This is a genomic window from Streptomyces sp. DS1-CR2 (assembly GCF_055760475.1).
In genome coordinates, this window is sequence record NZ_CM147085.1 from 1 (window position 1) to 26355 (window position 26355).

A 26355-nucleotide genomic window follows, 5' to 3' on the forward strand; every position below is an offset into this window, starting at 1 on the left:
CTGCCATGACTCGATCCTCTCAAATGATCGAGTCCCTATCGAACCCGGAACGGTTCAGTTCGAGAGCGGTGAGGACGGCCAGGGTGCGCTGCCGTTCGTCGAGTCTGGTCCTGCGGCGTTCCCAGTCGGTGCGGGCGGATTCGGTGGCAGACTCCTTGAGAAGAGAAGGAGTTGCCATGGGCTTTGGCTTCCGGGTCGGTGTGCCGGGAATGAGTGTGCGGGTCTCAACACGAGGTGTGCGTACGTCGGTCGGTCCCCGCGCGGCACGCATCAGCGTCGGCAGCGGCGGAGCCCGTATCTCGTCCGGCCTCGGCCCCTTCTACGCCTCAAGCTCGCTGCGCGGCGGAGGCAGCCGCCGCGGCACGAGTACCCGCCGCACAGCCTCGCGCCCCAGATCCGTGGCACCTTCGGCGGCGCAGCTCGACCGGGCACGTCGACAGGCGGAGCGCGCACAGCAAGATGCCCAGCGGGATGCAGCTATTGCCCAGTTGACGGAGCTTCGCCGGCAGATGACCAGCGTGCATCTGCAGTCCTTCCCAATGGCGCACCAGCCCGTCGTGCCTGGGCCTCCCTCGCTGGGCCTGCCCTGGGCCCAAGCCGAGGCTCAGGCGTTCCATCTGCAAGGAGTGAGCCATTTCGCCCGCGCCGAACGCAGCGCGGCCAAGTCCCGTGCGGCCTTGGAGGCGCCCTCCTTCCTGTCCGCCGAACAGGCACGCCTGCGTGCGGCGCACGCATCACTGTGCGCCGAGGCGGAACACTGGTGGCAGGCGCTCACGGCGAACGACGAGGAGACCGTCTGCGAGGCGGTGAACACCGCATTCTCCGACAATCCGGCCGCTGGGTGCGCGGTCGGGGTCGACGGCTCGGTGCTGTCGGTCGTCATGCGCCAGCAGGATCTCGACGCGATGCCCACCCAGACCCCGGGCCTCACGCCCAGCGGGCGCCCCACCCTCAAGAACCTCACCAAACGAGACCGGACCCTGTGGTGGCTCACCTCCATGGGCTCCAACATCGTCGCCACCCTCAAGGAAGGATTCGCCACCGCACCCGGCATCACTGCCGTCGATCTCGCTGTTCTCACCCGCCTCCCTGACACCCAGCTCCTCGGCTTTGTGGCCTACGGGCGCTGGACCCGCCAAGCCGTCGCGTCGACACCTTGGCACGAACCCGAGGACGCCCTGCGGTTCTTGGACATCGGGCAGGACGTGGCGTGTTCGGTCACCACGACGGCCTCCGGGACCTTCTCCAGCACAATCAAGCCGCTCGACATCAGCCGCACCTCCGGACTCCAGGACCTGCTCGATCACGCCCAAGAAGACCCGGACACACCGGAACCTTCCCTGGCCGACCTGGACATCAGCCTCGGTGCCAACAGCACGCCAAGTGGCCGTACGCCGGCCACTGGATCTGATCCGTATCGAATCCGCACCTTCGCGGAATGGCAAAGCGACACGGGGACTTCATCGATCTCCCCTCGTCCTCCGAACTCGGCCCCGCAACCACACCGCGAGCCGGCCACGTCTCTCATCCCCGGCCAGACAGTGGTGCTGCCGGAAGAGGCCTGGCAAGGAATGCTCATCGCGTTCACCTTTGCCGGAGCGGACGCCGACCTGACCCTCTTCCTTACCGGCACGGACGGCCGCGTGTCCGACGACCAGGACTTCGTCTTCTACAACCAGCCCTCTGCCGCCAACGGCGCGTCCCGCCTCCTGGGCAAGCAGGCCGAAGGCCCTCACGTCACCGAGAAGGCTGCCGTACACCTCACTGCCCTGCCCGAGCACGTGCAACGCGTCGTCGTCTCGATCAACATGGACGTGGATACCGGCCTGACCTGTGCCGCCCTCACCCACGCGGCGCTCTACATGGACTGTGCCACCGGCGCCGCCTGGACCTTCCGGCCCCCAGCAGATCCCAACGTCCGCGCCATGGTCATCGCCGAGCTCTACCGCCACCACTCAAACGGCCAACCCATCTGGAAACTACGGGCTATCGGGCAAGGCTGGGCTGACGGCCTCGACGGACTCGCCCGCGCACACGGAGTCGACATCGAGTAACCAGCCCCGCTCCACCGTCGAGACGCTCGAAGCCGTCCTCCCTGAAGCCCAAGCGAAGGATCGACGACACCCGGTGGGTCCTCACCGCACCAGCACTACTGCAACATCAAACGCCCCCTTGAGAACCAGGCCGTGGGGGTTCTCCGTACCAGCCGTGAGGTTCAAGGCCCGAGCCCTTACCCACGGTCGCCAAGACCAGGACCGTCAAGACACCCGGCCCGACCGTCACCGTCCGCCAGGCCGCCGGGACCAGCAACAGCCATGGCAGCAGCGGCAGGCGCTCCATCGTCTCCCACGCGGGCAACGGCTACCAGGCGGGACAGTTCTGCCGGAACAGCGATCACGGAACCCTGACGACCACCGCCAGCGGTGCACGGATCAAGTGCGCCTACAGCGCGAACGCGTGGCATTGGACGTACTCCTGAAGGGGCACGGGCGAACGGACAGGCCTTCGGTCCGGACGGAATACCCCTGGCCCGCGATCACTCCCAGGTGCAGCCGACGTCTTGGTGATCGGTGTGATGCCGCATCCAGACCACGACATCGCAGACCCGCAGCACGCTGACCGCCTCGGTTAGTCCGGCAGCCTGCCTCAGGATCAGCAGCTCACGTTGGAGGGCGTAGCCGTCGGCGCGTAGGGCGCTGTGCATGGCGTGCCAGAAGGAGCGTGGCTGGCCAACGGCGCAGCGTACGACGCGGTCGTAGACGGGCAGTAGTCGGGGTCGTTTGCGGGCGAGGAGTTTGCCGGCGGTGACCCATCCGATGCCTGGCTGGTCACGGAGTACGTGCCATGCTTTGTGTGCCGGTGAGCCGGGAGCCAGGTCGGCTTCCGTGGCGTCGGCCATGTCCAGGTCCCGGGGAATGGCACGAAGCAGCGTGGAAAGTTGTGTCCCGGCGTGGCCTTCCAGAAGATCCAGTGCGGCAGCCGCGGGAACGGTGACTGACAGGGTCTGCACTGCGATGAGGTCCTCGGCAGTTACCGTGTCGGCGACTGCTGGGTGGTCACCTCCACCGCCCAGGGCCTGGAATCGGGCTCCTGTGAACGCAGCGGCCCCTGGAGGTCGGTCCATGCCGAAGTAGCGGCGCAGGTCCGCGACGGAGCCCGCGGCGGCGACAAGGGCATGGAGCCGTTCCGCAAAAGGATGGGGAAGGTCGGGCAAGGACACCAGCGGCTCCAGATCAGGCAGGTCGACGTGCAGCACTCGGAGCCACTTCATCTCTTTCGCGACGGTCGCATTGGGTAAACGCTGCTTTTGGTCAGCAGCGAGGCGTCACCATGAGGGGATGACCGAGACGAACGGCATGCAGCGAGCACCAGCCATCAGCCTGTCCAAGGTGCAAGAACGTGCGCCTGACCTGGTCAGCCTGTACAAGGTCGCGGGCGACAGTATCCGCGGGCACGGGCTGGAGGGCGTGCGGGCCGCGGTGTATCTCGTGCTGGACCGGTCCGGGTCGATGCGGCCCTACTACCGGGACGGGACCATGCAGCATCTGGCCGAGCAGGTCCTGTCGCTGTCGGCTCATCTCGACGACGATGGGATCGTGCCGGTGGTGTTCTTCTCCACGGATGTCGACGGGTCCACTGACCTGGCGCTCGGCGGGCACCGCGGCCGCGTCAACAAGCTGCACGAGAACCTCGGTCATATGGGGCGCACCAACTACCACTGGGCCATGGACGAGGTCATCGACCACTACACGAAGTCCGGCAGCCGCTCCCCCGCCCTGGTCATCTTCCAGACCGACGGCGGGCCCACCAGCAAGCTCGCCGCCGAACGCTACCTATGCAAAGCAGCACGCCTCCCCCTTTTCTGGCAGTTCGTTGGCTTCGGTGACCCTGACAGCAACGAGTTCACGTTCTTGCGAAAGCTGGATACTCTTGCCGTGCCAACTTGCCGCGTCGTCGACAACGCCGGCTTTTTCCACGCCGGCCGCGCCCCGAAGGCCACTGCCGACCACCGGCTCTTCGACCAGTTGCTCCAGGAATTTCCCGACTGGCTGGCCGCCGCCCGAACCGCCCGCATCGTGCAGTGAAGTCTCAGACGGCGCCAGCCCTTACCGGCTGGGCAGGAGGCAGTCAGCCCCAACGACGGCGCGCCGCCCGTGAGCTTGAACTCGGGACCATCCCCGCGGGTGCGGGGAGCACTTCGGATTGCCGGGCGTGAGCACGCCGTCGGCGGGACCATCCCCGCGGGTGCGGGGAGCACCTCGTCCCGCGCTCCATGCCCAAGGTGGGGGAGGGACCATCCCCGCGGGTGCGGGGAGCACCCGAGGTAGTGGACTCCGTTGCCGTCGCCGATGGGACCATCCCCGCGGGTGAGGGGAGCACATCGTCTGGGACCTGCTCATCCCGTACTCGTGGGGACCATCCCCGCGGGTGCGGGGAGCACCTGTTCCGCTCGATCGTGAGTCGGGCCCGGCCGGGACCATCCCCGCGGGTGCGGGGAGCACTTCACGGCCCACGGCATGAGCGAGCGCGTCTTGGGACCATCCCCGCGGGTGCGGGGAGCACCAGCGATGAACGGCAGTTACCGCCCCCGCCCAGGGACCATCCCCGCGGGTGCGGGGAGCACCAGAACCGGGCCTACTTGGGCGCGCTCCTGGTGGGACCATCCCCGCGGGTGCGGGGAGCACGCTCGCGCGGACTGCGCTCGGCCGCCGTCTGCAGGACCATCCCCGCGGGTGCGGGGAGCACCGGTGGTGCCCGTCGACCAGCCACGGCTGCCCGGGACCATCCCCGCGGGTGCGGGGAGCACCCGACCCGCCCCGGACTTCCCCGCCCGTGGCCGGGGACCATCCCCGCGGGTGCGGGGAGCACAGGATCTGCACCGCGCGGCGCTGCCACTGCTCGGGACCATCCCCGCGGGTGCGGGGAGCACCCTGGGAGTTCGTCATCGTCGCCCTCAGCAGCGGGACCATCCCCGCGGGTGCGGGGAGCACAGCAGGCGGGCCCGTGCGCTTATCGGCGACCCGGGACCATCCCCGCGGGTGCGGGGAGCACGAACTCCTGGAGGCGGACAAGGCCCCGCCTGGGGGACCATCCCCGCGGGTGCGGGGAGCACGACGGACAGCCGAGCCTGAATAAGGACGGTTCGGGACCATCCCCGCGGGGTGCGGGGAGCACGGGCCCAGTACAACGTCGGGCCCGGTGCCGTATGGACCATCCCCGCGGGTGCGGGGAGCACCTCCGCAACCGGATTGACGTGATCCGGTACCCGGGACCATCCCCGCGGGTGCGGGGAGCACTCGCCCCGCCGCTGGTGCTGTGCGCGGCCTGGAGGACCATCCCCGCGGGTGCGGGGAGCACCCGAGCACGAGCGCGGAGCCGAACACCGTGAAGGGACCATCCCCGCGGGTGCGGGGAGCACTGAATCGGGTTCCGGTGATGTCCGCGGCCCTGAGGACCATCCCCGCGGGTGCGGGGAGCACGGACCGAAGGTCTTGCCTGTGGCGCTGTCCCGGGGACCATCCCCGCGGGTGCGGGGAGCACACCGCCAGCAACGGCCCAGACAAGCCCGCCACGGGACCATCCCCGCGGGTGCGGGGAGCACGGGGACATTGAAAGAGACCTCTCTCACGGCGTGGGACCATCCCCGCGGGTGCGGGGAGCACGAGCCATGACTACGCCGCAGCCTGATCAGGAGGGGACCATCCCCGCGGGTGCGGGGAGCACGGGCGGGCGAACGAGTCGGAGGTGCTCGCCTCGGGACCATCCCCGCGGGTGCGGGGAGCACTCTTCGCGACCTGCGGCTTTGCTTTGGCGGCAGGCTGTTCTGAGATAGTTTCAGCGAGTCCGACATAGCACGCAAAGGCCCTATCTGGCTGGCTATCCCTTGCCGAAGCGGCGTCGTTTGGACGCGTTGCTCCAGCCCTTCTTCAGCGCTGGTGTGCTCGAAGTACCGTTCTGGCTCGGGCGGCGGATCAGGCTCAGGCCTTCGTGGTCGACCAGTTGCCAGGCATGGTCATGGGTGCGGAAGGTGAAGCCTTGCTCGTTGTTGGTTGTGTGGGCGAGGAGGCCACGGCCTTGATCTGCGTATTGCTGTACCTCGTCCCACAGCAGGTCGCGGATTCTGGCGGAGGGGTTGCCGATGAAGACGCCGGCAGAGATCTCGAGGAGCCAGCGGGTGAGAAAGCCGCGTAGTCCGGCCGGACAGTTGGTGAGAACGATGACAGTCACCAGACCGTCTCCACCCCGTCAGGGAATTCGTCGGTTCCGCCGTAGTTGCGGCCTGCCGCAACTACGCGGTCGTGGTCGGTTTGTAGCGTGACGACGTCCGTGGTGTCGCTGGTGGGGGATGTTTGAGGCGCGTGAGGGATGAGAAGGCGCTTGATGTCGTTGACGCAGCGGTCGAGCAGGGCGGTTTCGTTGAGTCGATCACGCAGTGCGCGACGCGTGCGGGGGCCGACGTCCTCTTCGTCCTCGGCTGCGGTGTCGAAGGCGACGGGGATGCCGATCTCGGTCTTGTAGAGGTCGGCGATGTCGAGGACGAAGGACAGTTCGTGGCCGGAGTGTACGAAGCCGAGTGCGGGGCTGCACCCGAGGGACGTGACGACGGCATGGGCGATGCCGTACATGCATTGGGCTGCGGCGGTGATGGCCTGGTTGACGGGGTCGCCGCTGGTGAAGTCACCTGGGGTGTAGCGGCGGCCGTGCCAGGGGATGCCGGTGCGTGCTGACTGGGTGCGGTAGCAGTCTTTGAGGCGGCGTCCTTCGTGGCCGAGGAGTTCTTTGCGGGTGAGGTCGGAGGGGTCCTCGTCGGGGAAGCGCAGGCGGTACATGGCGCGGGCGACGGCGAGTCGGCTGCGTGTGTTGGCCCATTGCGTGGCTTGTGCTTCGGCGAGGGCGGATGAGCGGGTCAGGGCGCGGCCGGAGGCGTAGTAGCGCACGCCGTGTTCACCCACCCAGCAGACGGCGGCGCCTGTTTCTCCAAGGACGCTCATCGCCTGGTGGGTGATGCGGGTGCCGGGACCAAGAAGCAGGGTGCTGATGGTGGCCGAGGGGATGTGGGTGGTGCCGTCTGCGTCTTGGGCGGTGATGGCGTTGGCGTCGCGGTGGACGGTGCAGCGTTCGAGGTAGACGAAGGACAGTCGCTCGCCGGTGCGCGTGAGTTGGCGCGGGGTGAGGGCGGTGCGGCGGGAGACGGTGGTCATGGTGTCGCCTGTCGGGGCAGGGGTGCGAGGGTGAGCAGGCCGCAGCCGTAGGCCTTTGCTTTGCCGAGTCCTTGGGTGAGGGTGCGGCGCAGGAGGTCGGGGTCGGTGACCTCGAGGCGGCCGTCGAAGGTGACGGTGACGAGGCTGACGGGCGGTTTACGGCCGGCGGGTGCGGTGGCTCGGGTCTTGTCGAAGGCGAGGTTGCGCTTGTCGTGGACGGTGAGTTCGTAGCGGTCACCGTGGTGCGGTTGTTGGGTGTGAGTGGTGCCGTGCGGCAGAAGACGCCGGTCGTCGGGCTTTTGCAGGATGCGGAAGCCGCAGGGTTCCTGGCGTTTGAGGAGCCAGCCCATTTGGTGCACGGGGGTGAGGTGGGCGGTGCGTTTGGTCGGCTCGTCGTCCTTGCGGCGGATGTGGTGGACGGGGTTGGCCGTGAGGCGGAACGCCCACTGACCGCCGACTGTGAGGCGGTCGAGGAAGGGGACGTAAGGGCGGCTCTCCCATCCGGGGGCAGCGGGTTCGGCGGCGGCGGGCCAGCCGGCCTGTTCGACGAGGTGGGTCAGGTCCGGCCGGTCGGGGCTGACGAGGTAGAGCATGACCTCGGCGTGTTGGGTGTGGTCCAGGCGCCACAGGACGCGTGGGCCGCCGCGCTGGGGGGTGCTGGGCAGCAGGGTGGGGAAGGACGACATGACGGCGGCGTGCATCACCTGCGGTGAGGACAGGAGCCGGCGGGCTCCGGGGCGTGCGGTGTTCACGCGGAAGCGGGTGAGGAACATCAGGCGCTCTCTTCCTCGAGGCCGTCGAACGGGTCGTGCGCGGGCAGTTGGCGTCCGGTGGCGATGGTGAGGTGCACGCGGTCGGTGACGACGGTGCGCAGGGCGTGGCGGCGGTGGGCGGCGGCGAAGCTGAGGGGCTGGTCGCGCAGGGTGTCGGTGTCGGTTTCGTTGCTGTGTGCCTCGCGCAGCACGGTCAGTTCGATGCCGCTCTGGTCGCGGTGCTGCCTGCGGTACCAGCCGGAGGCTTGCCAGGGCTCGGTGCGCAGGGCGTCCTCGAGGGTGGTGTCCGTGTGGAGGTTGAGGTCGACGGGTTGGGCGGGTGGGCAGGAGCGGCGGCCGAGGAAGGGTGCGTAGACGGGGTTGCGCAGTGCGGCGTGGAGGGTGGCGAGGAGGGTGGTGTCGTTGCCTTCGAGGGCGGCGACGAAGACGGCGTCGGCGAGGTAAAAGCGTTCGGACAGGGGCATGGATTTGCCGCTGACGGCGTGGTTGGCGGTGTGGAAGTCGCGTGTGCGGGTGCCGGGTTGGTCGATGCGGACGCCGAATCTGAGGGCTGCCAGGGGCTGCAGCCGGGCGTCGTCGCCGCGTTCGATGCCGGCGGCTGCGGCGAGCATGCCGATGATGCCGCTTTTGGTGGGGGCGGATTCGGTGGTGCGCCGGGTGAAGCGGGCGGAGGCCCCCCAGGACTGCAGGGGGCCTGCGAGGCGGAGGGTGAGCACGCTCATGCGGGCTTCTCCAGGCGGTCGGTGACGGTCTGGCCCACCGCGGTCAGGAGTGCGCTGAGGCTGGGTGTTTCGGTGCCGATGCCGGAGAGTTCGGTGGTGTTCGGGCCGACGCGCAGGACCCAGGTATGGGTGGAGTCGGCGTTGCCGTAGGCGCGTTCGAGGTCGGGGATGTACTGCGCGAGGCGGTCGCAGGCCTCGCGGACGTGGCCGCCCAGGTCGCCGCGGACGGGCTCTTCGAATGCGGCGACGAAGCTGACGGGGCGGGTGGTGCGCAGAGTGACGATCACGGCGTCGGGCAGGGTGTGGTGACCGAAGGTGTTGATCTTCCCGGTGGGCAGGGAGGCGATGAAGCCGTGGACAAAGGCTTCGACGGCCCGGCGCACCAGGGTGGTGGGGTGTTCTTCTTCGCGCAGGCCGTGGCCGAGGTTGGCGGCGAGCTGGTGGACGGAGAGGGCGGCGTAGCGGTAGAGGGTGGCGGAGTTGAAGTCGACGGTGCCGATCATTCCAGCGCCGGTCTCGGCGTCGGTGTTGGTGTCATCGACGGCGGTGTAGTAGTCGGATTCGGCCTCAACGCGGTGCACGCTGAGGGCGTGGGCGACCTGGACTGCGGCATCGACGCCGAGGTCGGCGGCGTCGGCAACCATGCGGCCGAACAAGGAGATGTCGACCGAGTGGTGAGTATCGGCGATCTCCTTGGCGCGGTCCTTGTTCTTCTTCTCCTTGAGGAAGCCGGTGATGTCGGCAGCGCCGTCCAGGGCAAGGCGGGCGAGACCGTCGAGCTGACGGGCGCTGAGGAAGACGAGGTATTTCGCCTCGGGTGCCGGCTCGGGCTCGCCGTCCTTCGCGGCGGCGGCCTTGCGCTTGGGGGTCTCGGTCTTGAGGCCGGTTGCCTTCATCGTCTCGTCCGCAATGCGCAGGGCGCTCTCGGCCTCCAGGGAGGGGTCCAGGGCCCTGATCCGTTCAGCGACGGCTTCCACGATCTTCTTGGTGCGCACCCCGAGTTCGCCGGGGTCCAGGAGGTGCTCGTCGCGGAAGTAGGTGCGGGTGGCGCGCTTCCATGCCTGGCTGGAGACGCGTGCGCGGGGAACGCCCCCGTATACCGCGCTCTTGGGTGCGCCGGTGTCGTCGCGGTTGAGGTTGCTGGGCGGGACGGTCTGCAGGGCGTGGACGTCGAGGAAGATGCGGTTCACGAGGAGTCCTATTCGGTGTCCGGGGTGCGGGTGTCGTCGCCGGCGCTCGGCGCGGTGCCGCCGGGGATAGGCCGGTCGGGGCGGGTGTGGAAGGAGCGGCCCCATTCGCGGCGCACGAGGTCGGGCCCGCCCGGGTGTTGCCAGGTGTAGAGCTGTCCGGCGAGCAAGGCGTAGTCGAGAGCGATGCCGTCACGGCGCAGCAGGAGGACGATGTCGCGCAGGCGCTGGGCAAGGGCGGTCAGGTCGGGCGCGGTCCCGGCGCGGACAAGCCGTTTACGCAGGGGTTCGTCGATCTCGCCCAAGGTCATCATGCGGCGCACGGCGGCTCCGAGCCCGCGGCCGTTGTCCGGCCGGTCGGCCTGGTGCATACCGGTCGGACGGGACTGCTGGTGCAGGGCCCACAGAGTGAGGGCGGCATGCAAGGCGTCTTCGGCACGCACGAGTTCGCCCTCGGTCAAGGGCCGGGTTCCTGCCGGGGGCTGATGCAGGGGGGCGGTGTCGATGAGGCCCCACAGGTCGGGCAGCTGCCCGACCTCGCGGCCGGCGCCACGGCGCAGCCGGGCAAGGTCAGCCACTTCGCGGGACCGGTCGGCAAGGTAGCCGCGTTGCAGGCGGGTCAGGTGCTGTGCGGCGAGGTCGGTGACCTGATTGCGTGGACGAACGGGCCCGGGGGTCGTGGTCATGCGGGTGCCTTCGCAGTGTCGGGTGCGGGCGCCGGGCCCGCGTCGGATGTGGCGCCGGACGGCTGGGACTGGCCGAGGGCTTTGGTCAGTGCGCTGCGGAACCATCGGTCGGCAAGGGCCGAGTTAAGCCACTCGGTGCCCCTTATCAGCTCGATGATCCTGCCCTGCCAGGCGGCCTCCCCGGCTGGGTCCATGAGCCTCTTCCCCAGCCGGACGGCGATCTCGTACACCTGCTGCTGCCACACCAGCCGCTGCTCGTGGGGGTCGTCGGCCTGCGCGAGGTGATGGAGCCAGTGCCGATTGGGGCTCTCGAAAGCGGCGTAGGCGTGCTCGCGTGCGATGGCGCGCGGTCCTTCGCCATCCAGACCGGCGGCGCGGGCCAAGTTCGTGGCCAGATCACCGAGGGCGTTCACCGCACGGTCAGCGTCACCGACGGCGGCGATGGCCTGCTCGGCGTAACGGCGGTCCTGATCGTGCAAGAGGACGACGGCCATGGCGACGTGGTCGTCGACGATCTCGTCAATCACGGACTGCTGGGTACCGTACTGCGCAGCGACGACCCGGGCGCGAACGAGGAACCCGCGCTCAAGCTCTCCTTCGGTGACCAGCCGGGCCACCCACTCCAACACCGCCGGCCGCAAGAAGGCCGCAGCTTCACCGCCCTGACCGCGGGCCGGCTCCGTAGCGACCAGGGAAGCGATCCCCCGCCAGGCGGCACGCTCGGGATCGTGCTCGCGCGGCAGGTAGACCGGGCTCTCACCGAGCTTCTTCTCCTGGATGGTGCTGCGCCGCCAGGCAGTCATGGGTTCACGGTGCTGCCGGTTACGCGCGTGGAGGGGGTCGCCGTAGCCGAGGACGACCCCAGTAACCCCGTGCTCGTCGAAGTGCAGCCGCAGACGACGGCTCTGCCAGGTGTACAGATCACGGACCCCGGTGGGCGCACGGTCAACGCCGCCCGGGCCGCACGGCTCGCGCCGCCAGGCCGGCGCATCGTCAGCATCGATCTCAAAGTTAGCGGTGTCGGCGGCCACGAGATTCAGCAGCAGCGTCTCGCGCAGGGTGCGGCCCTCGACGAATACGCCGCCGAGATTGCCGGCCCAGCCGACCCCCAGCGGATAGACCTTTCCGCTCCTGGCTCGCCCGTCACCCACAGCCCCGGTCTTGATACCGGAGGTATCAAACGCATGAGCATGAACGGTCCAACGGGCGGCCTCAGCGAACGTGAGCCGCTCCACGCCGGGCATCCGGGCCGAGAAGAACGGCTCCCCGTTGGGGACGTCGGCCACGATCCGATTCAGGGAGAACACCTCGTCCTTCGCCGTCCGCAGGCTGGCGGTCTGGAAAAACGGCCTCACCGTATCCAGCAGATCGAACCGGACGGCATGGGTATCCAGATACGGGCCCACCGGCGTGAAGCACTGCTCATCGCCCCACAGATCGGACCAGTCGTCGATGTCGCCCGGCCCCTCCAGCGCGTCATGGGCCACCGCCAACAGCAGGCGCAGCAGAGCGAACTCCTGGGTTGGCAGGTCACCGACGATCCTTCGCAGCCGGCCCGCCTGCTCGAACACCTCCCGCAGCGACACCTCCCGCTGCATGCCGTCACGGTCCAGGACAGGGATCCACGGCCTCGTAGTGAGGTCGAACGACAAGCCACTGCTGCCAGGGCCGGGATGGGGTTCAGGCACGGGTCACCTCGAGACCATCGCTTGTGCTGTAGCGGAGAGCGAAGCCTGCCAGGCGGGTCTGACAGTCCTCGTCGAGTGCGAGGATCAGTTGGCCCGCGAGCCAGTGACTGTCCTTCATCTGCCAAGCAGGAACGTAGAGTTCCTCCAGTTCACTGATCGCCCGGTCCATCGTCTCGGAGTTGCTGAACTGCATCGGCAGCCGCAGTCCGCAGGATGCGGCCGCGCGGGCAGCCGCGGGGGTCGGCACCTGGTCGGTGGGCAGTTCGAGTCCTGCGAGTGTGCGGCCGTCACGGTCTGCAGCGAGCCAGGGCACTGTGGTCAGGGTGTTGTCGGAGCGGCGTTGCACGACGATGACTTCCAGGCTCTCGCGGCTGTCGCGCACCTGTGCCCGACCCTGGCGGGTGTCATCAGCGTCACCGACCCCGGCGGCTACCCAGCCGAACAGCGGCCGGCCGGGGCGGGCCGCTGCATCGAGACGGAAGACCGCGGCACGCTCAGCCTGACCGGCGCGGTGCTCCAGATGCTGCAGCCGGGCGGCCTCAACGTCCTGCACCCACTCACTCGGGACGTCGGCCTGCTCGGCATAGGCGTGCTGCACCAGTCGGCTGATGTCGGCCGGCAGCCGCACTGGGCGTGCGTCTTTGTCGTCCAGGTGGGGCAGCAGCGCGGCCGCTGAGCGCAGCAGGGCATAAGCCCCGTACACGGCGACAGACCCGCGCACCGGCTTGGGCACCACCTGGGCCCAGTCGACGCCGGTAACCAGGCAGCGGGGTATGCGCAACCGCTCGGGGCGGTCGGCCTGTGCCCTGTCGGAGCGCAGGTGGCGGTGGAGGCGGCCCATGCGCTGCAGCAGCAAGTCGACCGGGCATAGATCGCTGACCAGCAGATCGAAGTCGACGTCCAGAGACTGTTCGGCCACCTGGCTGGCGACCACGATGTGCCGGTCCGGCCGCCGCATCGCCTTGGCCGGCGGCCCGAAGCGGCGCAGCAGGTCGGCGTCCTTGGCAGCCCGGTCGACGTCGATGAAACAGGAGTGCGCCACGCTCACCTGCGCATCCCCGAACCGCTCACGTAGTGCCGCTGCCGTGTCCAGGACACGGCGCACGGTGTTGCGCACGACGAGAGCACAGCCGCCATGCGCGAGTCCACTCTGCAACCGGCCGGCAAGAACATCCAGATCATCATCGATCGGCTCCACCTGCACAGCCGTACCGCGGCCCGACGCGGCAGGACGACACAACACCGGCAACCCGCCCGGCGCGACCGCCGTCACCAGCGGATACTCACCGGCCTCGGCAACGGCGCCAAAATCGGCAGCCTGCTGCGCTGCGGCCGTGCCCGCATACGCCGCGGCCAGCTCGCGGCGCCGACCGGCCGGCAAGGTCGCCGACAGCACCACCACCGGCACCCGATAAGCGCCCAGCCAGGACAGCACCCGGTCCAGGTAGACGCTCATGTACGTGTCGTAGGCGTGCGCCTCGTCGATCACAACGACCTTGCCCGCCAGCGCGAGATGACGCAGCGCCAAGTGACGGCTCTTTAGTCCCGCAAACAGCAGCTGATCGACCGTTCCCGCAACGAAAGAGGACAACATGGCCTTCTTCCGGCCCCGCAGCCAGGCATGCGCCACCAGCTCCGGACCCGCGGAACGTGTGGAGTGGGAGGGCCTCCACAGATCCGCTTCGGCCATCTCGTCCACGTCGATAGCCTCAACTCTGGGGCTATGCCGCATCAATTGGGCGAAGTCCTCGTTCAAAGCCGCCTTGGAGTGGGCCAGAAGCACCGAGTAGCGCACGCCTTCAGGCGCGGGCAGACGCTCCAGCCAGTCCAACAGCCGGGGAAACATTGCGTTTCCGGTGGCCATGGTCGGCAGCGCGAAGAACACGCCGCCCGCACCGGACCGCGCAGCGAATACCTCCGCGGCCGCGAGCGCGGCCTCTGTCTTGCCCTCCCCCATCGGCGCCTCAATCACCAACAGGCCCGGCTCGCTCATCGTCCGCGCGAGCTCGACAGCCCTCTCCTGAACCGGTCGGACCCCGGCACCAGGCGGCAGGGCGAAGCGGGATCCGAACAGCTCCTGAACGTCCCCGGTGGGCATCTGGGCTTGCCAGCCGCCGGGCAGGTCCAACCCTCTCCAGGCCGCGGCGATGCGTTCCGCACCGGAGCGAGGAACATCCTCGGGAAAATACGGGAACAGGTCAGGATTGCTCGCTATCCAATCGCTCACGATCACCAACGCCGTGAGCAGAACCTGCGCCGGCTGTGGAAGCTTCACCGACCGCCACGCGCCCAGGCGTTCACCTGCACCGAACTCGTCCGCGCACGCCTCGAGCAGCTCCTCCTGCACCCGCCGCCACAGCGCAGAACTCGCGCCCGGGCTTCGCAGCAACTCGGGCCGGGCATCCAGTGCAGTGATCTGGCCGTGCTCCGGCGGCACCCCGTGATGGCCCCCCACCACCACCGTGAACTGCCCCGACTGTCTGCGGGTCCAGCCGTGGCGCTCCTCGAGCCACTCCCCCAGCAGCACCTGCCCGGCCAACCCGTGCGGGGCCAGCTTCCGGTCCGCGCCCATGGCCGGCCCTGACCACATCTGCAGGCCATGGCCCCGCATGACGTCGGCCAGCGAATCGACCTGGCAGGCGAAAGCCGGCGTCGCCTTCCCGATGTCGTGAATCCCTGCCAGCCACACAGCAAGCCGTCGGGCATCCGCCTCTCCCCCGGGCAGGACACCCGCGATCAACCGCCGCACGGAAGACGGCAGCCACTCATCCCACAACCGCCCCGCCACAGCGGCACTGTCCTCCATGTGCCGCCACAACGGGAGCCACCCCTCTGCATCCCGGTCGTGCTTCGCCCACACACTGAGCACCGGGCCACCCAGTCTCGCCCGTAACCCGGCACGAACCCCCACACCAGTCATGCCAGATGAATATCCCCAACAGCCCCACGATGTAGGCAGATTCACAAAAATAAGCCGGAAACGTCCCCCGCACCGAACCCGCCTCACTCACAACAGGCAACACGTAAAGTCACTCCCCCACCCACAAACAGCCAGACGAAGGAATGGGGGCAATGTCCTGAATGTCAAGGTCATCAAAAGTTGCCGAAAACAAGCCCACCCACGCTCAATAACGCAGGTCAGAAAGAGTGCTCCCCGCACCCGCGGGGATGGTCCCCGCTTGAAGCCTGCGCTGTCACCGAGGCCCTGGTGCTCCCCGCACCCGCGGGGATGGTCCCACCATCAGGCAGGACATCCGCCTCAGCAGCGAGTGCTCCCCGCACCCGCGGGGATGGTCCCTCCACATCGGCGCCCATCCCCGGGCCTCTCTCGTGCTCCCCGCACCCGCGGGGATGGTCCCCGGATTGACGTGATCCGGACCCGTTATCGGCTGTGCTCCCCGCACCCGCGGGGATGGTCCCGGCCGCGAGCCGATGTCCGCCGCCGAGCGGATGTGCTCCCCGCACCCGCGGGGATGGTCCCCCGGTGTGCGCATGGTGTCTGGCGCAAGAGAAGTGCTCCCCGCACCCGCGGGGATGGTCCCCAGACGCTGCCCGCCTCCACGAGGATCACGACGTGCTCCCCGCACCCGCGGGGATGGTCCCAGCGGGAAGCCTGGCACCGAGAACAGGAAGACGTGCTCCCCGCACCCGCGGGGATGGTCCCCACCTCGCCCAGACCCGGCCCCGCGCGCTCGCGTGCTCCCCGCACCCGCGGGGATGGTCCCGGGTACGGCTCCTTGGTCACCGGGTCGATGGGGTGCTCCCCGCACCCGCGGGGATGGTCCCTCGAATGCCACGCAGCACTACTGCTGCACGGCGTGCTCCCCGCACCCGCGGGGATGGTCCCGCGGCCCGGGTTGGGGCGATCAGGTCGGGATAGTGCTCCCCGCACCCGCGGGGATGGTCCCTTGGCGTCGGATAGCGCGGACTTGTACTCCTTGTGCTCCCCGCACCCGCGGGGATGGTCCCGACGCCTACCGGCGCGCGTTCTACGGGCAGCCGTGCTCCCCGCACCCGCGGGGATGGTCCCGAGGTCGGTGATCTCTGTGAGCCGACCCGTCTGTGCTCCCCGCACCGGCGGGGATGGTCCCGACGGGTCGACCTTGCCGGGCTGGACTTCCTTGTGCTCCCCGCACCCGCGGGGATGGTCCCGTTGAAGCGCCCGCGGACCTTGGCCAGGTTCGGGTGCTCCCCGCACCCGCGGGGATGGTCCCCCGCTCGTCACCGCGGACCCGACTCCGGCCGTGTGCTCCCCGCACCCGCGGGGATGGTCCCGTCGGCTTCGGCGTCGGCTTCGGGCTCGTCGGGTGCTCCCCGCACCCGCGGGGATGGTCCCTCGCCCAGGCCGCCTGAGGAGCCCTTGAGTTCGTGCTCCCCGCACCCGCGGGGATGGTCCCGCGCTATGCGGATGCTCGCCGACGCCGACGGCGTGCTCCCCGCACCCGCGGGGATGGTCCCGGCAGTTTCCTCGACCGGGCGGACGTCATGCGGTGCTCCCCGCACCCGCGGGGATGGTCCCGGCATATGCGATCAAGGCTTGGGGAGGTCGGTGTGCTCCCCGCACCCGCGGGGATGGTCCAGTTCGAGCAGGCCGAGCAGCGTGTGCATGCGGGTGCTCCCCGCACCCGCGGGGATGGTCCCGACCAGCACGACACGACCCCGGCCCCCGGCTGGTGCTCCCCGCACCCGCGGGGATGGTCCCAACGTCTCGCACGCGCAGCTGGCGCCCGTTGGGTGCTCCCCGCACCCGCGGGGATGGTCCCGAGCAGTGGCAGCGCCGCGCCGTGCAGATCCTGTGCTCCCCGCACCCGCGGGGTGGTCCCACTGAGGGCCGCGTCACCGTTCGGCTGGATGACCTCGATGCCGGCGGCGGCGATCTGGGGTGCGGGGTGCGGCTCAAGGGGCGGACATTGACGGTGGCTGGGTTGTCGGCCGGTCAGGTGCGACTGGTCTCCGAGGACAGGCATGCCGCAACGAGCCGTGAAGGGCTGTTGTGCCTCCGGTCGAGTGATCAGCAGCCATGGGCGCGCAGCGTGCAGGGGGCGGACGTCCAGACGTGATTACTGTGCGTATATGGTCGTTGTCGAGCAGACCCGTCTTGCCCTGGTCCTCAACGGCGGCGTCAGCCTCGCCGTCTGGATGGGCGGTGTGACGCACGAGCTGGACCTCTTGCGCCGGGCATCCCGCAGCCTGGACTCCGGACGGCCGGAATCCGTCGCGTCCGGGGACCAAAGGTGCTTCGAACTATGGACGGACGTGCTGCGCCGGGCGCACACCCGTCTGGTCGTGGACGTCATCGCGGGCACCTCCGCGGGTGGGCTGAACGGCTCGCTGCTCGCCGCCGCCATCGGCCGGGGTACCGCATTGCCCAATCTGCGGGAGACCTGGCAGACCGCAGCCGCGCTCACCGACGACCGGCTGTTGAAGGAGCCTCCCTACAACAGTCTCCTGGACGGAGGGTATTTCGAGGACGAGGTCGGCAGGATCCTGGGCGGGATGTGCGGCAGTGATCTCGAGGCCGAGCCGGTGACCCTCTTCGTCACCGCGACCGCACTCGACGGCCTGCCAGAATATCTCCAGGACAGTTTCGGCGGCCGGTTCCAGGTCGCCGACCATCGCCGCATCTACAAGTTCCAGCATGACCCGAAAGCCGTCATCTTCCGCAAGGCAGGCTCCGACTGCGATGAGTGGAAACCGCAGGTCGACGTCCACAGAGACTTCCTCGACGACACCATCCTCAAGCGGCTGCGGCTAGCCGCCCGCGCCTCGGCCGGTTTCCCCGTCGCCTTCGCACCTGTGGACGAGTCGCCCCTGCTGCAGCAGCGCGTACAGCCCGCCCCGGAGATCCCCAGCAGAGGCAGGGACCGGGCCAGCTGGATCATCGACGGTGGGGTACTCAACAACGCCCCCTTCGGACCCGTCCTGGAGGCTATCGGCGACCGGCGCATGGACGGCCCCGTCAGGCGAGTCGTGATCTACGTCGTGCCCTCCAACGGAGTCACCGACCCGCACGTGCGGGACAGACCGCCAGGCAAGACGACCGAATGGCCGTCGGTACTCGGCACGGCCATCAGCTATCCACGCGAAGCCGACTTCCGCACCGGCACCGCTGAGCTCCAGGAGCGGATGAACCATGAGTCTTTCGACCGCCACCTGGAACTCTTCCGCCACCAGATCGACAACGAAGAGAGGGAAGGGGAGGACGCCGACGAGGCCCAGCACGCAGATGCAGATCACGACAAGCACAGGGCACAGCTGCATCTGGATCCCGCAGGGCTGGGCTCCCTGGCCGAATCACTGTTCCCTCAGTACCGCAAGAGCCGGGTCAGAGGAGCGCTGTGGAAGGTGCGGCAGTTGCGCGAGGAGGGACGCGGTGTACGGTCCCTCGCCCGTATCCGGCGCGAGGACGTCAACTCGGTCCTCGGCACGCTCCTTTGGGTACCTGAGTCCCCTGAGGCCCTGAAATCCCAAAGCTTCGACCCGTGGGTGTGGGGCGCGAGCGTGGCCGAACGCCTGATGTGGACCCTGGCTGGCGACATCGAACAACGGCTCAGGGACCGTGCCACCGGGGCAAAATCTCCTGCGTGCGCGGAGAACGAGGCGGACGCCGAACATCGCCGAAAGCAGCAGCAGGACCTAACCGAGGGTCTGAACAAGCTGAGTTGCTGCGTCCGGACCGTCCGAGCAGTCCAAGACGCCGTCTTCAGCCTGATCCGCAACGTGGCCGAGGCCAGCGGTGCCCCGGACAGACGCCTCGACCCGGAACAGGGGCCCACTGCTTTGCTGAACGCCGTCTACGAGGATCTCGGCCTGAGGAAGGTCCTGGGCGACCAGGTAAAGGATGCCATTAAGAGATCATCTCAATTGGTGAGTCTGCGGTAGCAGATGAGGGTGCAGGCGATGCTGGTGAAGGCCAGGAAGTGGATGGCCTGCCGCTCGTAGCGACGGTGGAGACGTCGGCAGCCGGCGAGCCAGGCCATGGTGCGTTCGATGGTCCACCGGTGGCGCCCCAGCTTCTGTGACGTCTCAACTCCCTTGCGGGCGATGCGCGGTGTTATGTGGCGTAGGCGGAGCCATTGCCGCAGGTGACGGTTGTCGTAGGCTTTGTCGGCGTGAAGCTTGGCGGGGCGCCGACGGCGTGGACCGCGCCGGGATCTGATCGGTGGGATGCCGCGCACGAGCGGTTCGAGGGCCTGGCTGTCATGAAGGTTGGCGCCGGAGATGCCGACGGAAAGCGGCAGTCCGGTCCGCTCGGTGATCAAGTGGATCTTCGAGCCGTACTTGCCCCGATCTACAGGATTCGGACCCGTCAGGTCCCCTTTTTCAGGGCCCGCATGTTCACCGAGTCGATTGCGCATCGTGACCAGTCCAGCTCGCCTCGAGCCCCCAGCTCATCCAGGACCAGACGATGCAGTTTCGCCCAGACCCGTTGTCGGCTCCACTCCATGAACCGGCGGTGAGCCGTGGCCCCCGATGGCCCGAACACGGGCGGGACCTGCGACCACGTGCACCCGGTCGTGGCCACGAAGACAATCGCCGCCAACACCTCACGGTCCCCATGACGGCGCCGGCCACCACCCTGCGGCCGAGTCGGCGCCTCCGGCACCACCCGCTGGAACAACTCCCACAGCCCATCTGGGACCAGACGCTCAGTCAGCAACACAGCACCAGACTACCGGCATCACCAATTGAGATGATCTCTAAGAGATCATCTCAATTGGTGAGTCTGCGGTAGCAGATGAGGGTGCAGGCGATGCTGGTGAAGGCCAGGAAGTGGATGGCCTGCCGCTCGTAGCGACGGTGGAGACGTCGGCAGCCGGCGAGCCAGGCCATGGTGCGTTCGATGGTCCACCGGTGGCGCCCCAGCTTCTGTGACGTCTCAACTCCCTTGCGGGCGATGCGCGGTGTTATGTGGCGTAGGCGGAGCCATTGCCGCAGGTGACGGTTGTCGTAGGCTTTGTCGGCGTGAAGCTTGGCGGGGCGCCGACGGCGTGGACCGCGCCGGGATCTGATCGGTGGGATGCCGCGCACGAGCGGTTCGAGGGCCTGGCTGTCATGAAGGTTGGCGCCGGAGATGCCGACGGAAAGCGGCAGTCCGGTCCGCTCGGTGATCAAGTGGATCTTCGAGCCGTACTTGCCCCGATCTACAGGATTCGGACCCGTCAGGTCCCCTTTTTCAGGGCCCGCATGTTCACCGAGTCGATTGCGCATCGTGACCAGTCCAGCTCGCCTCGAGCCCCCAGCTCATCCAGGACCAGACGATGCAGTTTCGCCCAGACCCGTTGTCGGCTCCACTCCATGAACCGGCGGTGAGCCGTGGCCCCCGATGGCCCGAACACGGGCGGGACCTGCGACCACGTGCACCCGGTCGTGGCCACGAAGACAATCGCCGCCAACACCTCACGGTCCCCATGACGGCGCCGGCCACCACCCTGCGGCCGAGTCGGCGCCTCCGGCACCACCCGCTGGAACAACTCCCACAGCCCATCTGGGACCAGACGCTCAGTCAGCAACACAGCACCAGACTACCGGCATCACCAATTGAGATGATCTCTAAGGCGTACGACACGGCGCTCGCTGCGGTCTACGGCAGCCGCCCCGCCTCGGACCAGCAGGCAGTCAGGACGCTGAAGGTGTGCCTCACCGTCGAGGTGGTCGCTCAGGCATGCGCCTCACCAGAGGAACTGGCCGCACATACCCCGCAGTTCGAGTTTCTCCGGCTCGGCCCCGACGACCACAGTCCCCTCTTCCCACAAGACGAATACGCGCCCCTCGGCGACCGAAAGCTCTACGGCATCCGGCTCAACCACTTCGGCGCGTTCGCCAAGCCCGAGTGGCGCGCCTCCGACTTCACCTGGGGACGGCTCGACGCCGCCCACCACCTGCTACGGCTGTTCATCCCCGACCACCAGGAACGGCAGCGCCTCGAAACCAAGCTGCACGAGGAAATCCTCAGCGCCGAGATCGGCAAGAACCAGATGGGCCTCAACCTCAAGGCATTGGCTGAACCCGACGACTCCAAACTGTTCGTAAGTTACCTGGCTACCAAGAGCGGTCGGAACACGTTCAGCAGGATCGTGGAAGGGGCACTCAGCATACTGTCGGGCAAGGGATCCCAAATCCGCAACGGCTGGGACCGGGCAGGCAGGACCGTGTTCTGGCGAAGCTTCGGTCGCCGGATCAAGCTCAGACCGCACAGAACCTCGCCGCGGCAGTGGGGGGCCTGGTTCAATCAGCTGCCGCTGTGGCCCTCAAGGCTGGTCTCCTCACCAGCACGGTGGCTGTGGTGGTGGCGTGTCAGGAAGAATCCGAAGCACACCATGGCGATCACAGTGTGGACGGCCTTCCTGGCCCTCGCCTCAGTCATCGCTATCCCCCTGGGCCTTGCCGAGCTGGTCCGCTACCTCGTGAAGGCCCACTGGAGATGGAAGCTCCTACTACTCGCAGCGCCCCTCGGCATGCTCTTGCTGATCGCCCTTGAATACATGCTCACAGCCCTCTACTACCAGATCAAAATTGCCCGCCGCCGGCACGACAAGCCGGGTACCACCTGACGAGGCACCGCGGCGGCGACGGCCACGAGGTCGAGGTGGACGAAGGGATTGTCGACGGCGGTTACCGCCGACACCTCGTCGAGCAGGGCCTTGCGGCGGTCGGCCTCGGTGGCGTGTGCCGACGCCCGGCGGTCAGCTTCGGCTTGGCGCGCGACCGCGCCCTGGTTGGCTTCCGCGAGCGCGGCCAGCCCGCCGGAGAGTGCGGCGACGGGGATCTGCCCCAGCCGGGCGAGCACGTTGCCGACTGCGGGGCGTGCCTGGGGCGCCTTGTAGAGGCATTCCGTGATCAGCGCGGCCAGGAGCGGGGGCGCGGCAGTGAGCGGGGGCAGGGTTCCGTGCAGGTGCTGCTCCTGGTAGTCGTGCTCGGCCGGTCCGATGAAGGGCCTGGTGCCCTCCAAGAGCTCGTAGGCCAGGACGCCCAAGGCGTAGATGTCGGTCGCGCCGGTGGCCCGCTGTCCGCGTACAAGCTCATGCACATAGGCGGGTACGGACTCACATACACACTCGATCGGGTTGATCTTGGGCGTGTCGTGCGCGAGTTGTGAGTACGGGGACTGCGGGCGGGACAGCCATCGCGCGAGGTGAGAGGAGGCGAAGGGTGTCCCGTCTCGATGATCCTGCACTCGGAGCGTTGGATGGATCTGCGCCGTTTCCGCGCTCTGCATGAGGCAGGGCTGAGTATCTCCGCCATCGCTCGGGAGACCGGGCTGAACTGGCGGACCGTGAAGAAGTACATTGAGGCTCCGCCGCCGGTGGTTCCTCCGAAAGGTCCGTCGCGCAAGGGCTGCCACGGGCAGGTGATCGAGCCGTTCAAGCCGGTGATCGATGCCTGGTTGCGGGCCGACATCACGCTGAAGGGGACGGTGGTCCACGAACGGCTCGTCGACCAGTACGGATTCACCGGCAACTACCAGCGAGTGAAGCTCTATTTGCAGCAGGCTCGGCCGCGGGTGATGGACGAGCTCGGGATCAGTCCCGACGAACTCACCGGCCTGCACCGGCGGTTCGAGGTGATTCCCGGGGCTCAGGCCCAGGTCGACTGGGGAGACGAGGGAGACATCCTCTCCGCGGCGGGGATCAAGAAGGTCTACTCCTTCCACATGGTCCTGTCCTACTCGCGGGATCCCTTTTGCTGCTTCACCACGTCGATCGATCTCGCGACGTTCTGGGACTGCCATCGGCGGGCGTTCGCGCACTTCGGAGGGGTCCCGAAGACGATTGTCTATGACCGGACCAAGACCGTCGTGCGCCGCCACGTCGCGCCGGGCGAGGCGGTCCCGCTGCACCCGGAGGCGGTCGCGTTCGCCGGACACTACAACTTCGACATCGACGTCCTGGCCGCCTACCGGCCGCAGGGCAAAGGGCGGGTCGAGCGGCAGGTCACCATCGTCCGCGATCACGTGCTGGCCGGCCGGTCCTTCGGCTCTCTCATCGAGCTCGACGCGGCCTTTGTGAACTGGGTGCCGTTGCGGCGAGCGCGGGTCCACCGCACGCACCTGGAGGTCATCGGCCTGCGGGCCGAGCGGGATCACGCTGCATTGCGGGCCCTGCCGAAGCGGCCCTATCTCGTCGCCGACCGGCACCTGCGGCACGTCGGTAAGGACTGCCTGGTCGCCTTCGAGGCCAGCCTGTATTCGGTGCCGGCGCGAAGAGTCCGCCCGAGGCAGCTGGTCGAGGTCAGGGCCGGCGGCGACACCGTCTCCCTGCATCTGCTGGCGCCGGACCTCAGCGGGTCCACGCTGCTGGCCGTCCACCCGCGGGCGCATGCCCGCGGGACCTGGGTCGTGGACGACTCTCACTGGGACGGCCTGCCCGATGGCACGGGCCGTCGCACCACCACCCAGGTTCCCGACTTTGCCGTCCGGCCCCGGCAGGCCGCCCCCTCTGACAGCCCCCTGCAGAACCTGCTCAACCGGTCTGCCGCCGCCCAAGTCCCGGTTGGGAAACGGCCGTTGTCGTTCTACGACGACATCGCCGGCACCCGTCCCAAGCCCCGTCGCCACATCACCCCGGACTCGAAGGACACCGCGTGAGTGAACTGGTCACCGCCCGACTGCGGTCCACCGCCACCAAGCTCGGCCTGCCCCACACCGCCACCAGCCTGGAGCATCTGATCCAACGGGCAGACGCCAGCAAGATGGGCTATCTCGACTTTCTCGACCTGGCGCTGTCCGAAGAGCTCGCCATCCGTGACGACCGCAGATTCCACACCGGACTGCGGCTCTCCCGTCTGCCGCACCACAAGACCCTGGACGAGTACGACTTCTCTTTCCAGCCAGACCTCGACCCCCGCAAGATCCGAGACCTGGCCACCTTGTCGTTCGTCGAGACGAAGACCAACGTTGCCCTGCTGGGACCGCCTGGCGTCGGCAAGACCCACATCGCCGTCGGCCTGGCCGTCGCGGCCTGCCGGGCCGGCTTCACCGTCTACTTCACCAGCCTCGACGACATGGTCCGCCAGCTCAAAGAGGCCGACTCCATCGGCCGCCTGCCCACCAAGATGCGGCTCTACCAGCGGCCCGACGTCCTCGTGGTCGACGAGGTCGGCTACCTCCCGCTCGACCGCGACGAGGCCAACCTCGTCTTCCAGCTGATCTCGAAACGCTACGAAAAGGGCTCGGTCATCCTGACCTCGAACAAGACCTTCGGCAAAGCGCACATGTTCCGGCGAACCCATGCCAGGTGCTGCCGAAACTTCACGGGTTCGATGCCGTCGAAGAGACTGCCCAGTCGCCTCGATGTTCGCGCCACGCGGTCCTGAGTGCTTCGAGCTCGGTGCGAGGGAAGTGCTCACCCCACTTGCCGCGGTATGCGCTCTCGCCATATTCCTTCACGACCTCGTCGAAGCAACGGATCACTGCTCGGGCAAGGACGTCGATGTTCTGCTGGGTGGACCAGATCTCGGTCCCCGTGTTGTCGTGGTCACTGCCGTGGGCCAGCTCCAGTAGGCGGATCCACACGTTGGTGCCTTCGCGGTAGAAGATCCATCGGAAGGCGGTGGGCTCGGCCTCGAACTGTGCTCGGCACTCTGTCTCGCCGACGGTCAGACGTGTTACTGCCGTCAAGAGATCTTCGGGGGCAGCGGTGATATAGGACGCCGTGACTTCGGCTTCTGCCCGGTGGTCACTGACGATGCAGTCGGCCCAACCATGTCCGGACAGGACCCAGGCGAGTCGCAGGTGGGCCACCTCGTTCCCCTCCTCCAGTCACGAGTTCCCTGCGTTGATCACGGAGGGCCCCTCGCACACATCCGAGTCTGGGGGACAGCGAGAGTACTGACCAGCGGATTCTCTGACACTGGCCGACGCTCAGCGATCGGGCAGGCGCCCGGGGTCGACGTGGTCGGCGAGATAGATCAGGGTGGCTTGCGGGTCCATGCCGAAGGCCGCGGCGACGAGCTTGGGGTCCATGGTGTTCACCAGGTCGACGAGCCGGGTGCTGCGGATCATACGGGGTGGGAAGCCGCAGTCGTCAAGGACGTGGGAAAGATAGGCAGTTGAGGCCGGGCTCCGGCCGGCCTTGGTTCCTTTGGTGACCATGACGTGCGGGTTGTCCGTCCGCCATGCCCCGCGGTGGGCCAGGCACCGCTGCACCACCGTCCACGAGGCGGGGTCCAGGGGGACGGGATGCGGCCGCTTCCCGAGCCGGACAGTGTGGGCCTGCTGGTTGATGTCGTCGGTCTTCAGCATCCGCATCTCGGAGCTGGAGGCGCCATGCAGCAGAGCGAGCATGCCCATCACCGCTTCATGCGGGTGCACGTGCTTGTCGGTTGTCCACCGCCTAAACAGCTCGCGCTGCTGGTCGAGGGCGAGGGTCTGGCCGCGGAAGCCGTTCGTCCCCTTCGCGACCAGCTCGCGGGTGGGATCGACCAGCAGCATCTTCTGGGACCGCGCGAAGCAGAAGAACTGCCGCAGCACGGTCAGTCGCCGCTTGCGTCCCTTGGGCAGGGTGGACAGGAACGCTTCAACGTCGTGCACGTCGACGAGCGCCCAGTCGTTCTTGTCCCGTTCGTCGACCAGGAAGAGCGCGAGGTCACGCAGGGTGGCCAGGGCGGTCTCCAGGGTGTGATTGCTGCGAGGGCGGGTGCCCGCTCGGCGGGCTCGGTCCTGGGCCCGCATCCGGGAGGCGTTGAAGGCGGCGACGGCTTGCCGCAGCGGTTCGGGGACGGCCTGGATGCGTCGTTGCCGGCGGTCGGCGGCCAGCCGTTCGGCCTGGTCGGTGGGCAGTGCCAGGTGGTGGAGGGTGAAGAAATCCTCGAGTGTGCGGGCGAAAGAGCCCATCGACCGTCCGGGCCTGCGGGATCTTTCCAACAGGGCCTGGGGTGAGGTGGAGTGCCCGTCTTCCAGGAGTCGGCCGAGGTCGGTGACGAAGCCGCAGGCTCTGGCGATGCAGTGCCGGGCGGCGACATGAGCGACGAAGTCCCCCAGCCAGGAAGGCGGGTCGGCGAGCCGGTCGCGGAGGTGTTCCCCACGGATGAAGGGACGGCCAGGGTGCTTTTGCCAGCAGGCCGAGCACAGCCCCAATCCCGCATGCCGCCGCACCT

General features: G+C 68.2%; 21 protein-coding genes, 1 pseudogene and 3 CRISPR repeat arrays. Of the genes and pseudogenes, 7 read left to right on the plus strand and 15 right to left on the minus strand.

Annotated elements, in window-relative coordinates; genetic code table 11:
* Positions 1–19: 19 nt before the first annotated feature.
* Positions 20–178 carry a hypothetical protein gene (locus ACY0PA_RS00005; RefSeq protein ID WP_473082731.1) on the minus strand — a complete coding sequence of 53 codons (159 nt, stop codon included), beginning with the start codon at positions 176–178 and terminating at the stop codon, positions 20–22.
* Positions 179–509: 331 nt separating this feature from the next.
* Between ACY0PA_RS00005 and ACY0PA_RS00010 the strand changes: the two genes are divergently transcribed.
* Both ACY0PA_RS00010 and ACY0PA_RS00015 read left to right on the plus strand, forming a co-directional pair.
* On the plus strand, positions 510–2054 hold the full coding sequence (locus ACY0PA_RS00010; protein WP_473082732.1) for a TerD family protein: 1545 nt from the start codon (positions 510–512) through the stop codon (positions 2052–2054).
* A gap of 161 nt (positions 2055–2215) precedes the next feature.
* Positions 2216–2479, plus strand: a pseudogene (locus ACY0PA_RS00015) (hypothetical protein); the annotation flags it as partial.
* Positions 2480–2536: 57 nt separating this feature from the next.
* Here ACY0PA_RS00015 and ACY0PA_RS00020 read toward each other — a convergent pair.
* The gene (locus ACY0PA_RS00020; RefSeq protein ID WP_473082733.1) at positions 2537–3256 is read right to left on the minus strand and encodes a DUF6308 family protein; all 720 of its coding nucleotides are present in this window, start codon (positions 3254–3256) and stop codon (positions 2537–2539) included.
* An 82-nt stretch (positions 3257–3338) separates the two neighbouring features.
* Between ACY0PA_RS00020 and ACY0PA_RS00025 the strand changes: the two genes are divergently transcribed.
* Complete coding sequence (locus ACY0PA_RS00025) at positions 3339–4085, plus strand: vWA domain-containing protein (RefSeq protein WP_473082734.1); 747 nt, start codon at positions 3339–3341, stop codon at positions 4083–4085.
* 83 nt (positions 4086–4168) lie between these two features.
* A CRISPR array of direct repeats spans positions 4169–5114; the repeat unit is 29 nt; unit sequence GGGACCATCCCCGCGGGTGCGGGGAGCAC.
* A 93-nt stretch (positions 5115–5207) separates the two neighbouring features.
* Positions 5208–5785: direct repeats of the CRISPR family, unit length 29 nt; unit sequence GGGACCATCCCCGCGGGTGCGGGGAGCAC.
* Positions 5786–5877: 92 nt separating this feature from the next.
* On the opposite strand, the gene cas2e is transcribed toward ACY0PA_RS00025, so the two are convergent.
* From cas2e to cas3, 8 genes are all read right to left on the minus strand, one after another.
* Positions 5878–6228, minus strand: a complete 351-nt coding sequence (cas2e, locus tag ACY0PA_RS00030) for a type I-E CRISPR-associated endoribonuclease Cas2e (protein ID WP_473082735.1) — start codon at positions 6226–6228, stop codon at positions 5878–5880.
* Positions 6225–7202 carry a type I-E CRISPR-associated endonuclease Cas1e gene (cas1e, locus tag ACY0PA_RS00035; RefSeq protein WP_473082736.1) on the minus strand — a complete coding sequence of 326 codons (978 nt, stop codon included), beginning with the start codon at positions 7200–7202 and terminating at the stop codon, positions 6225–6227. The genes cas2e and cas1e overlap by 4 nt, the downstream gene beginning before the upstream one ends.
* Positions 7199–7975 carry a type I-E CRISPR-associated protein Cas6/Cse3/CasE gene (cas6e, locus tag ACY0PA_RS00040; RefSeq protein ID WP_473082737.1) on the minus strand — a complete coding sequence of 259 codons (777 nt, stop codon included), beginning with the start codon at positions 7973–7975 and terminating at the stop codon, positions 7199–7201. Before cas6e ends, cas1e begins: the two co-directional genes overlap by 4 nt.
* On the minus strand, positions 7975–8697 hold the full coding sequence (cas5e, locus tag ACY0PA_RS00045) for a type I-E CRISPR-associated protein Cas5/CasD (protein WP_473082738.1): 723 nt from the start codon (positions 8695–8697) through the stop codon (positions 7975–7977). Before cas5e ends, cas6e begins: the two co-directional genes overlap by 1 nt.
* Positions 8694–9887 carry a type I-E CRISPR-associated protein Cas7/Cse4/CasC gene (gene cas7e, locus ACY0PA_RS00050; RefSeq protein ID WP_473082739.1) on the minus strand — a complete coding sequence of 398 codons (1194 nt, stop codon included), beginning with the start codon at positions 9885–9887 and terminating at the stop codon, positions 8694–8696. Before cas7e ends, cas5e begins: the two co-directional genes overlap by 4 nt.
* A gap of 8 nt (positions 9888–9895) precedes the next feature.
* Complete coding sequence (gene casB / locus ACY0PA_RS00055) at positions 9896–10570, minus strand: type I-E CRISPR-associated protein Cse2/CasB (RefSeq protein WP_473082740.1); 675 nt, start codon at positions 10568–10570, stop codon at positions 9896–9898.
* Positions 10567–12168, minus strand: coding sequence for a type I-E CRISPR-associated protein Cse1/CasA (gene casA, locus ACY0PA_RS00060; RefSeq protein WP_473082741.1), 1602 nt, complete (start codon positions 12166–12168; stop codon positions 10567–10569). The genes casB and casA overlap by 4 nt, the downstream gene beginning before the upstream one ends.
* Positions 12169–12250: 82 nt before the next feature.
* Positions 12251–15064, minus strand: coding sequence for a CRISPR-associated helicase Cas3' (gene cas3 / locus ACY0PA_RS00065; RefSeq protein ID WP_473082742.1), 2814 nt, complete (start codon positions 15062–15064; stop codon positions 12251–12253).
* Positions 15065–15405: 341 nt separating this feature from the next.
* Positions 15406–17082: a CRISPR direct-repeat array (repeat unit 29 nt; unit sequence GTGCTCCCCGCACCCGCGGGGATGGTCCC).
* A gap of 249 nt (positions 17083–17331) precedes the next feature.
* On the opposite strand from cas3, the gene ACY0PA_RS00070 reads away from it, so the two are divergent.
* On the plus strand, positions 17332–19140 hold the full coding sequence (locus tag ACY0PA_RS00070; RefSeq protein WP_473082743.1) for a patatin-like phospholipase family protein: 1809 nt from the start codon (positions 17332–17334) through the stop codon (positions 19138–19140).
* Here ACY0PA_RS00070 and ACY0PA_RS00075 read toward each other — a convergent pair.
* Together ACY0PA_RS00075 and ACY0PA_RS00080 are read right to left on the minus strand one after the other, a co-directional pair.
* Positions 19119–19915, minus strand: a protein-coding gene (locus ACY0PA_RS00075; protein ID WP_376692667.1) for an IS5 family transposase whose coding sequence is annotated in 2 segments (ribosomal slippage) — positions 19119–19580 and positions 19583–19915 — 795 coding nt in all. Because the reading frame shifts where the segments join, the coding sequence is not laid out codon by codon here. The genes ACY0PA_RS00070 and ACY0PA_RS00075 overlap by 22 nt on opposite strands.
* 56 nt (positions 19916–19971) lie before the next feature.
* A protein-coding gene (locus ACY0PA_RS00080; RefSeq protein ID WP_376692667.1) for an IS5 family transposase occupies positions 19972–20768 on the minus strand; the annotation gives its coding sequence in 2 pieces (ribosomal slippage) (positions 19972–20433 and positions 20436–20768; 795 coding nt in all).
* A 36-nt stretch (positions 20769–20804) separates the two neighbouring features.
* On the opposite strand from ACY0PA_RS00080, the gene ACY0PA_RS00085 reads away from it, so the two are divergent.
* Complete coding sequence (locus ACY0PA_RS00085) at positions 20805–21812, plus strand: DUF3376 domain-containing protein (protein WP_473082744.1); 1008 nt, start codon at positions 20805–20807, stop codon at positions 21810–21812.
* Here ACY0PA_RS00085 and ACY0PA_RS00090 read toward each other — a convergent pair.
* Positions 21761–22435: a protein kinase gene (locus tag ACY0PA_RS00090; protein ID WP_473082745.1), complete on the minus strand. Its 675-nt coding sequence runs from the start codon at positions 22433–22435 to the stop codon at positions 21761–21763. The genes ACY0PA_RS00085 and ACY0PA_RS00090 overlap by 52 nt on opposite strands.
* A 12-nt stretch (positions 22436–22447) precedes the next feature.
* Here ACY0PA_RS00090 and istA point away from each other — a divergent pair, with 12 nt between their 5' ends.
* Both istA and istB read left to right on the plus strand, forming a co-directional pair.
* Positions 22448–23845, plus strand: a complete 1398-nt coding sequence (istA, locus tag ACY0PA_RS00095; RefSeq protein ID WP_473082746.1) for an IS21 family transposase — start codon at positions 22448–22450, stop codon at positions 23843–23845.
* Entirely contained in the window at positions 23842–24573 is a 732-nt protein-coding gene (istB, locus tag ACY0PA_RS00100) for an IS21-like element helper ATPase IstB (protein WP_473082747.1), read from the plus strand. The genes istA and istB overlap by 4 nt, the downstream gene beginning before the upstream one ends.
* On the opposite strand, the gene ACY0PA_RS00105 is transcribed toward istB, so the two are convergent.
* Complete coding sequence (locus ACY0PA_RS00105) at positions 24509–25000, minus strand: hypothetical protein (protein WP_473082748.1); 492 nt, start codon at positions 24998–25000, stop codon at positions 24509–24511. The genes istB and ACY0PA_RS00105 overlap by 65 nt on opposite strands.
* Before the next feature lie 120 nt (positions 25001–25120).
* The gene (locus ACY0PA_RS00110) at positions 25121–26092 is read right to left on the minus strand and encodes a site-specific integrase (protein WP_473082749.1); all 972 of its coding nucleotides are present in this window, start codon (positions 26090–26092) and stop codon (positions 25121–25123) included.
* Between the last annotated feature and the right edge of the window lie 263 nt (positions 26093–26355).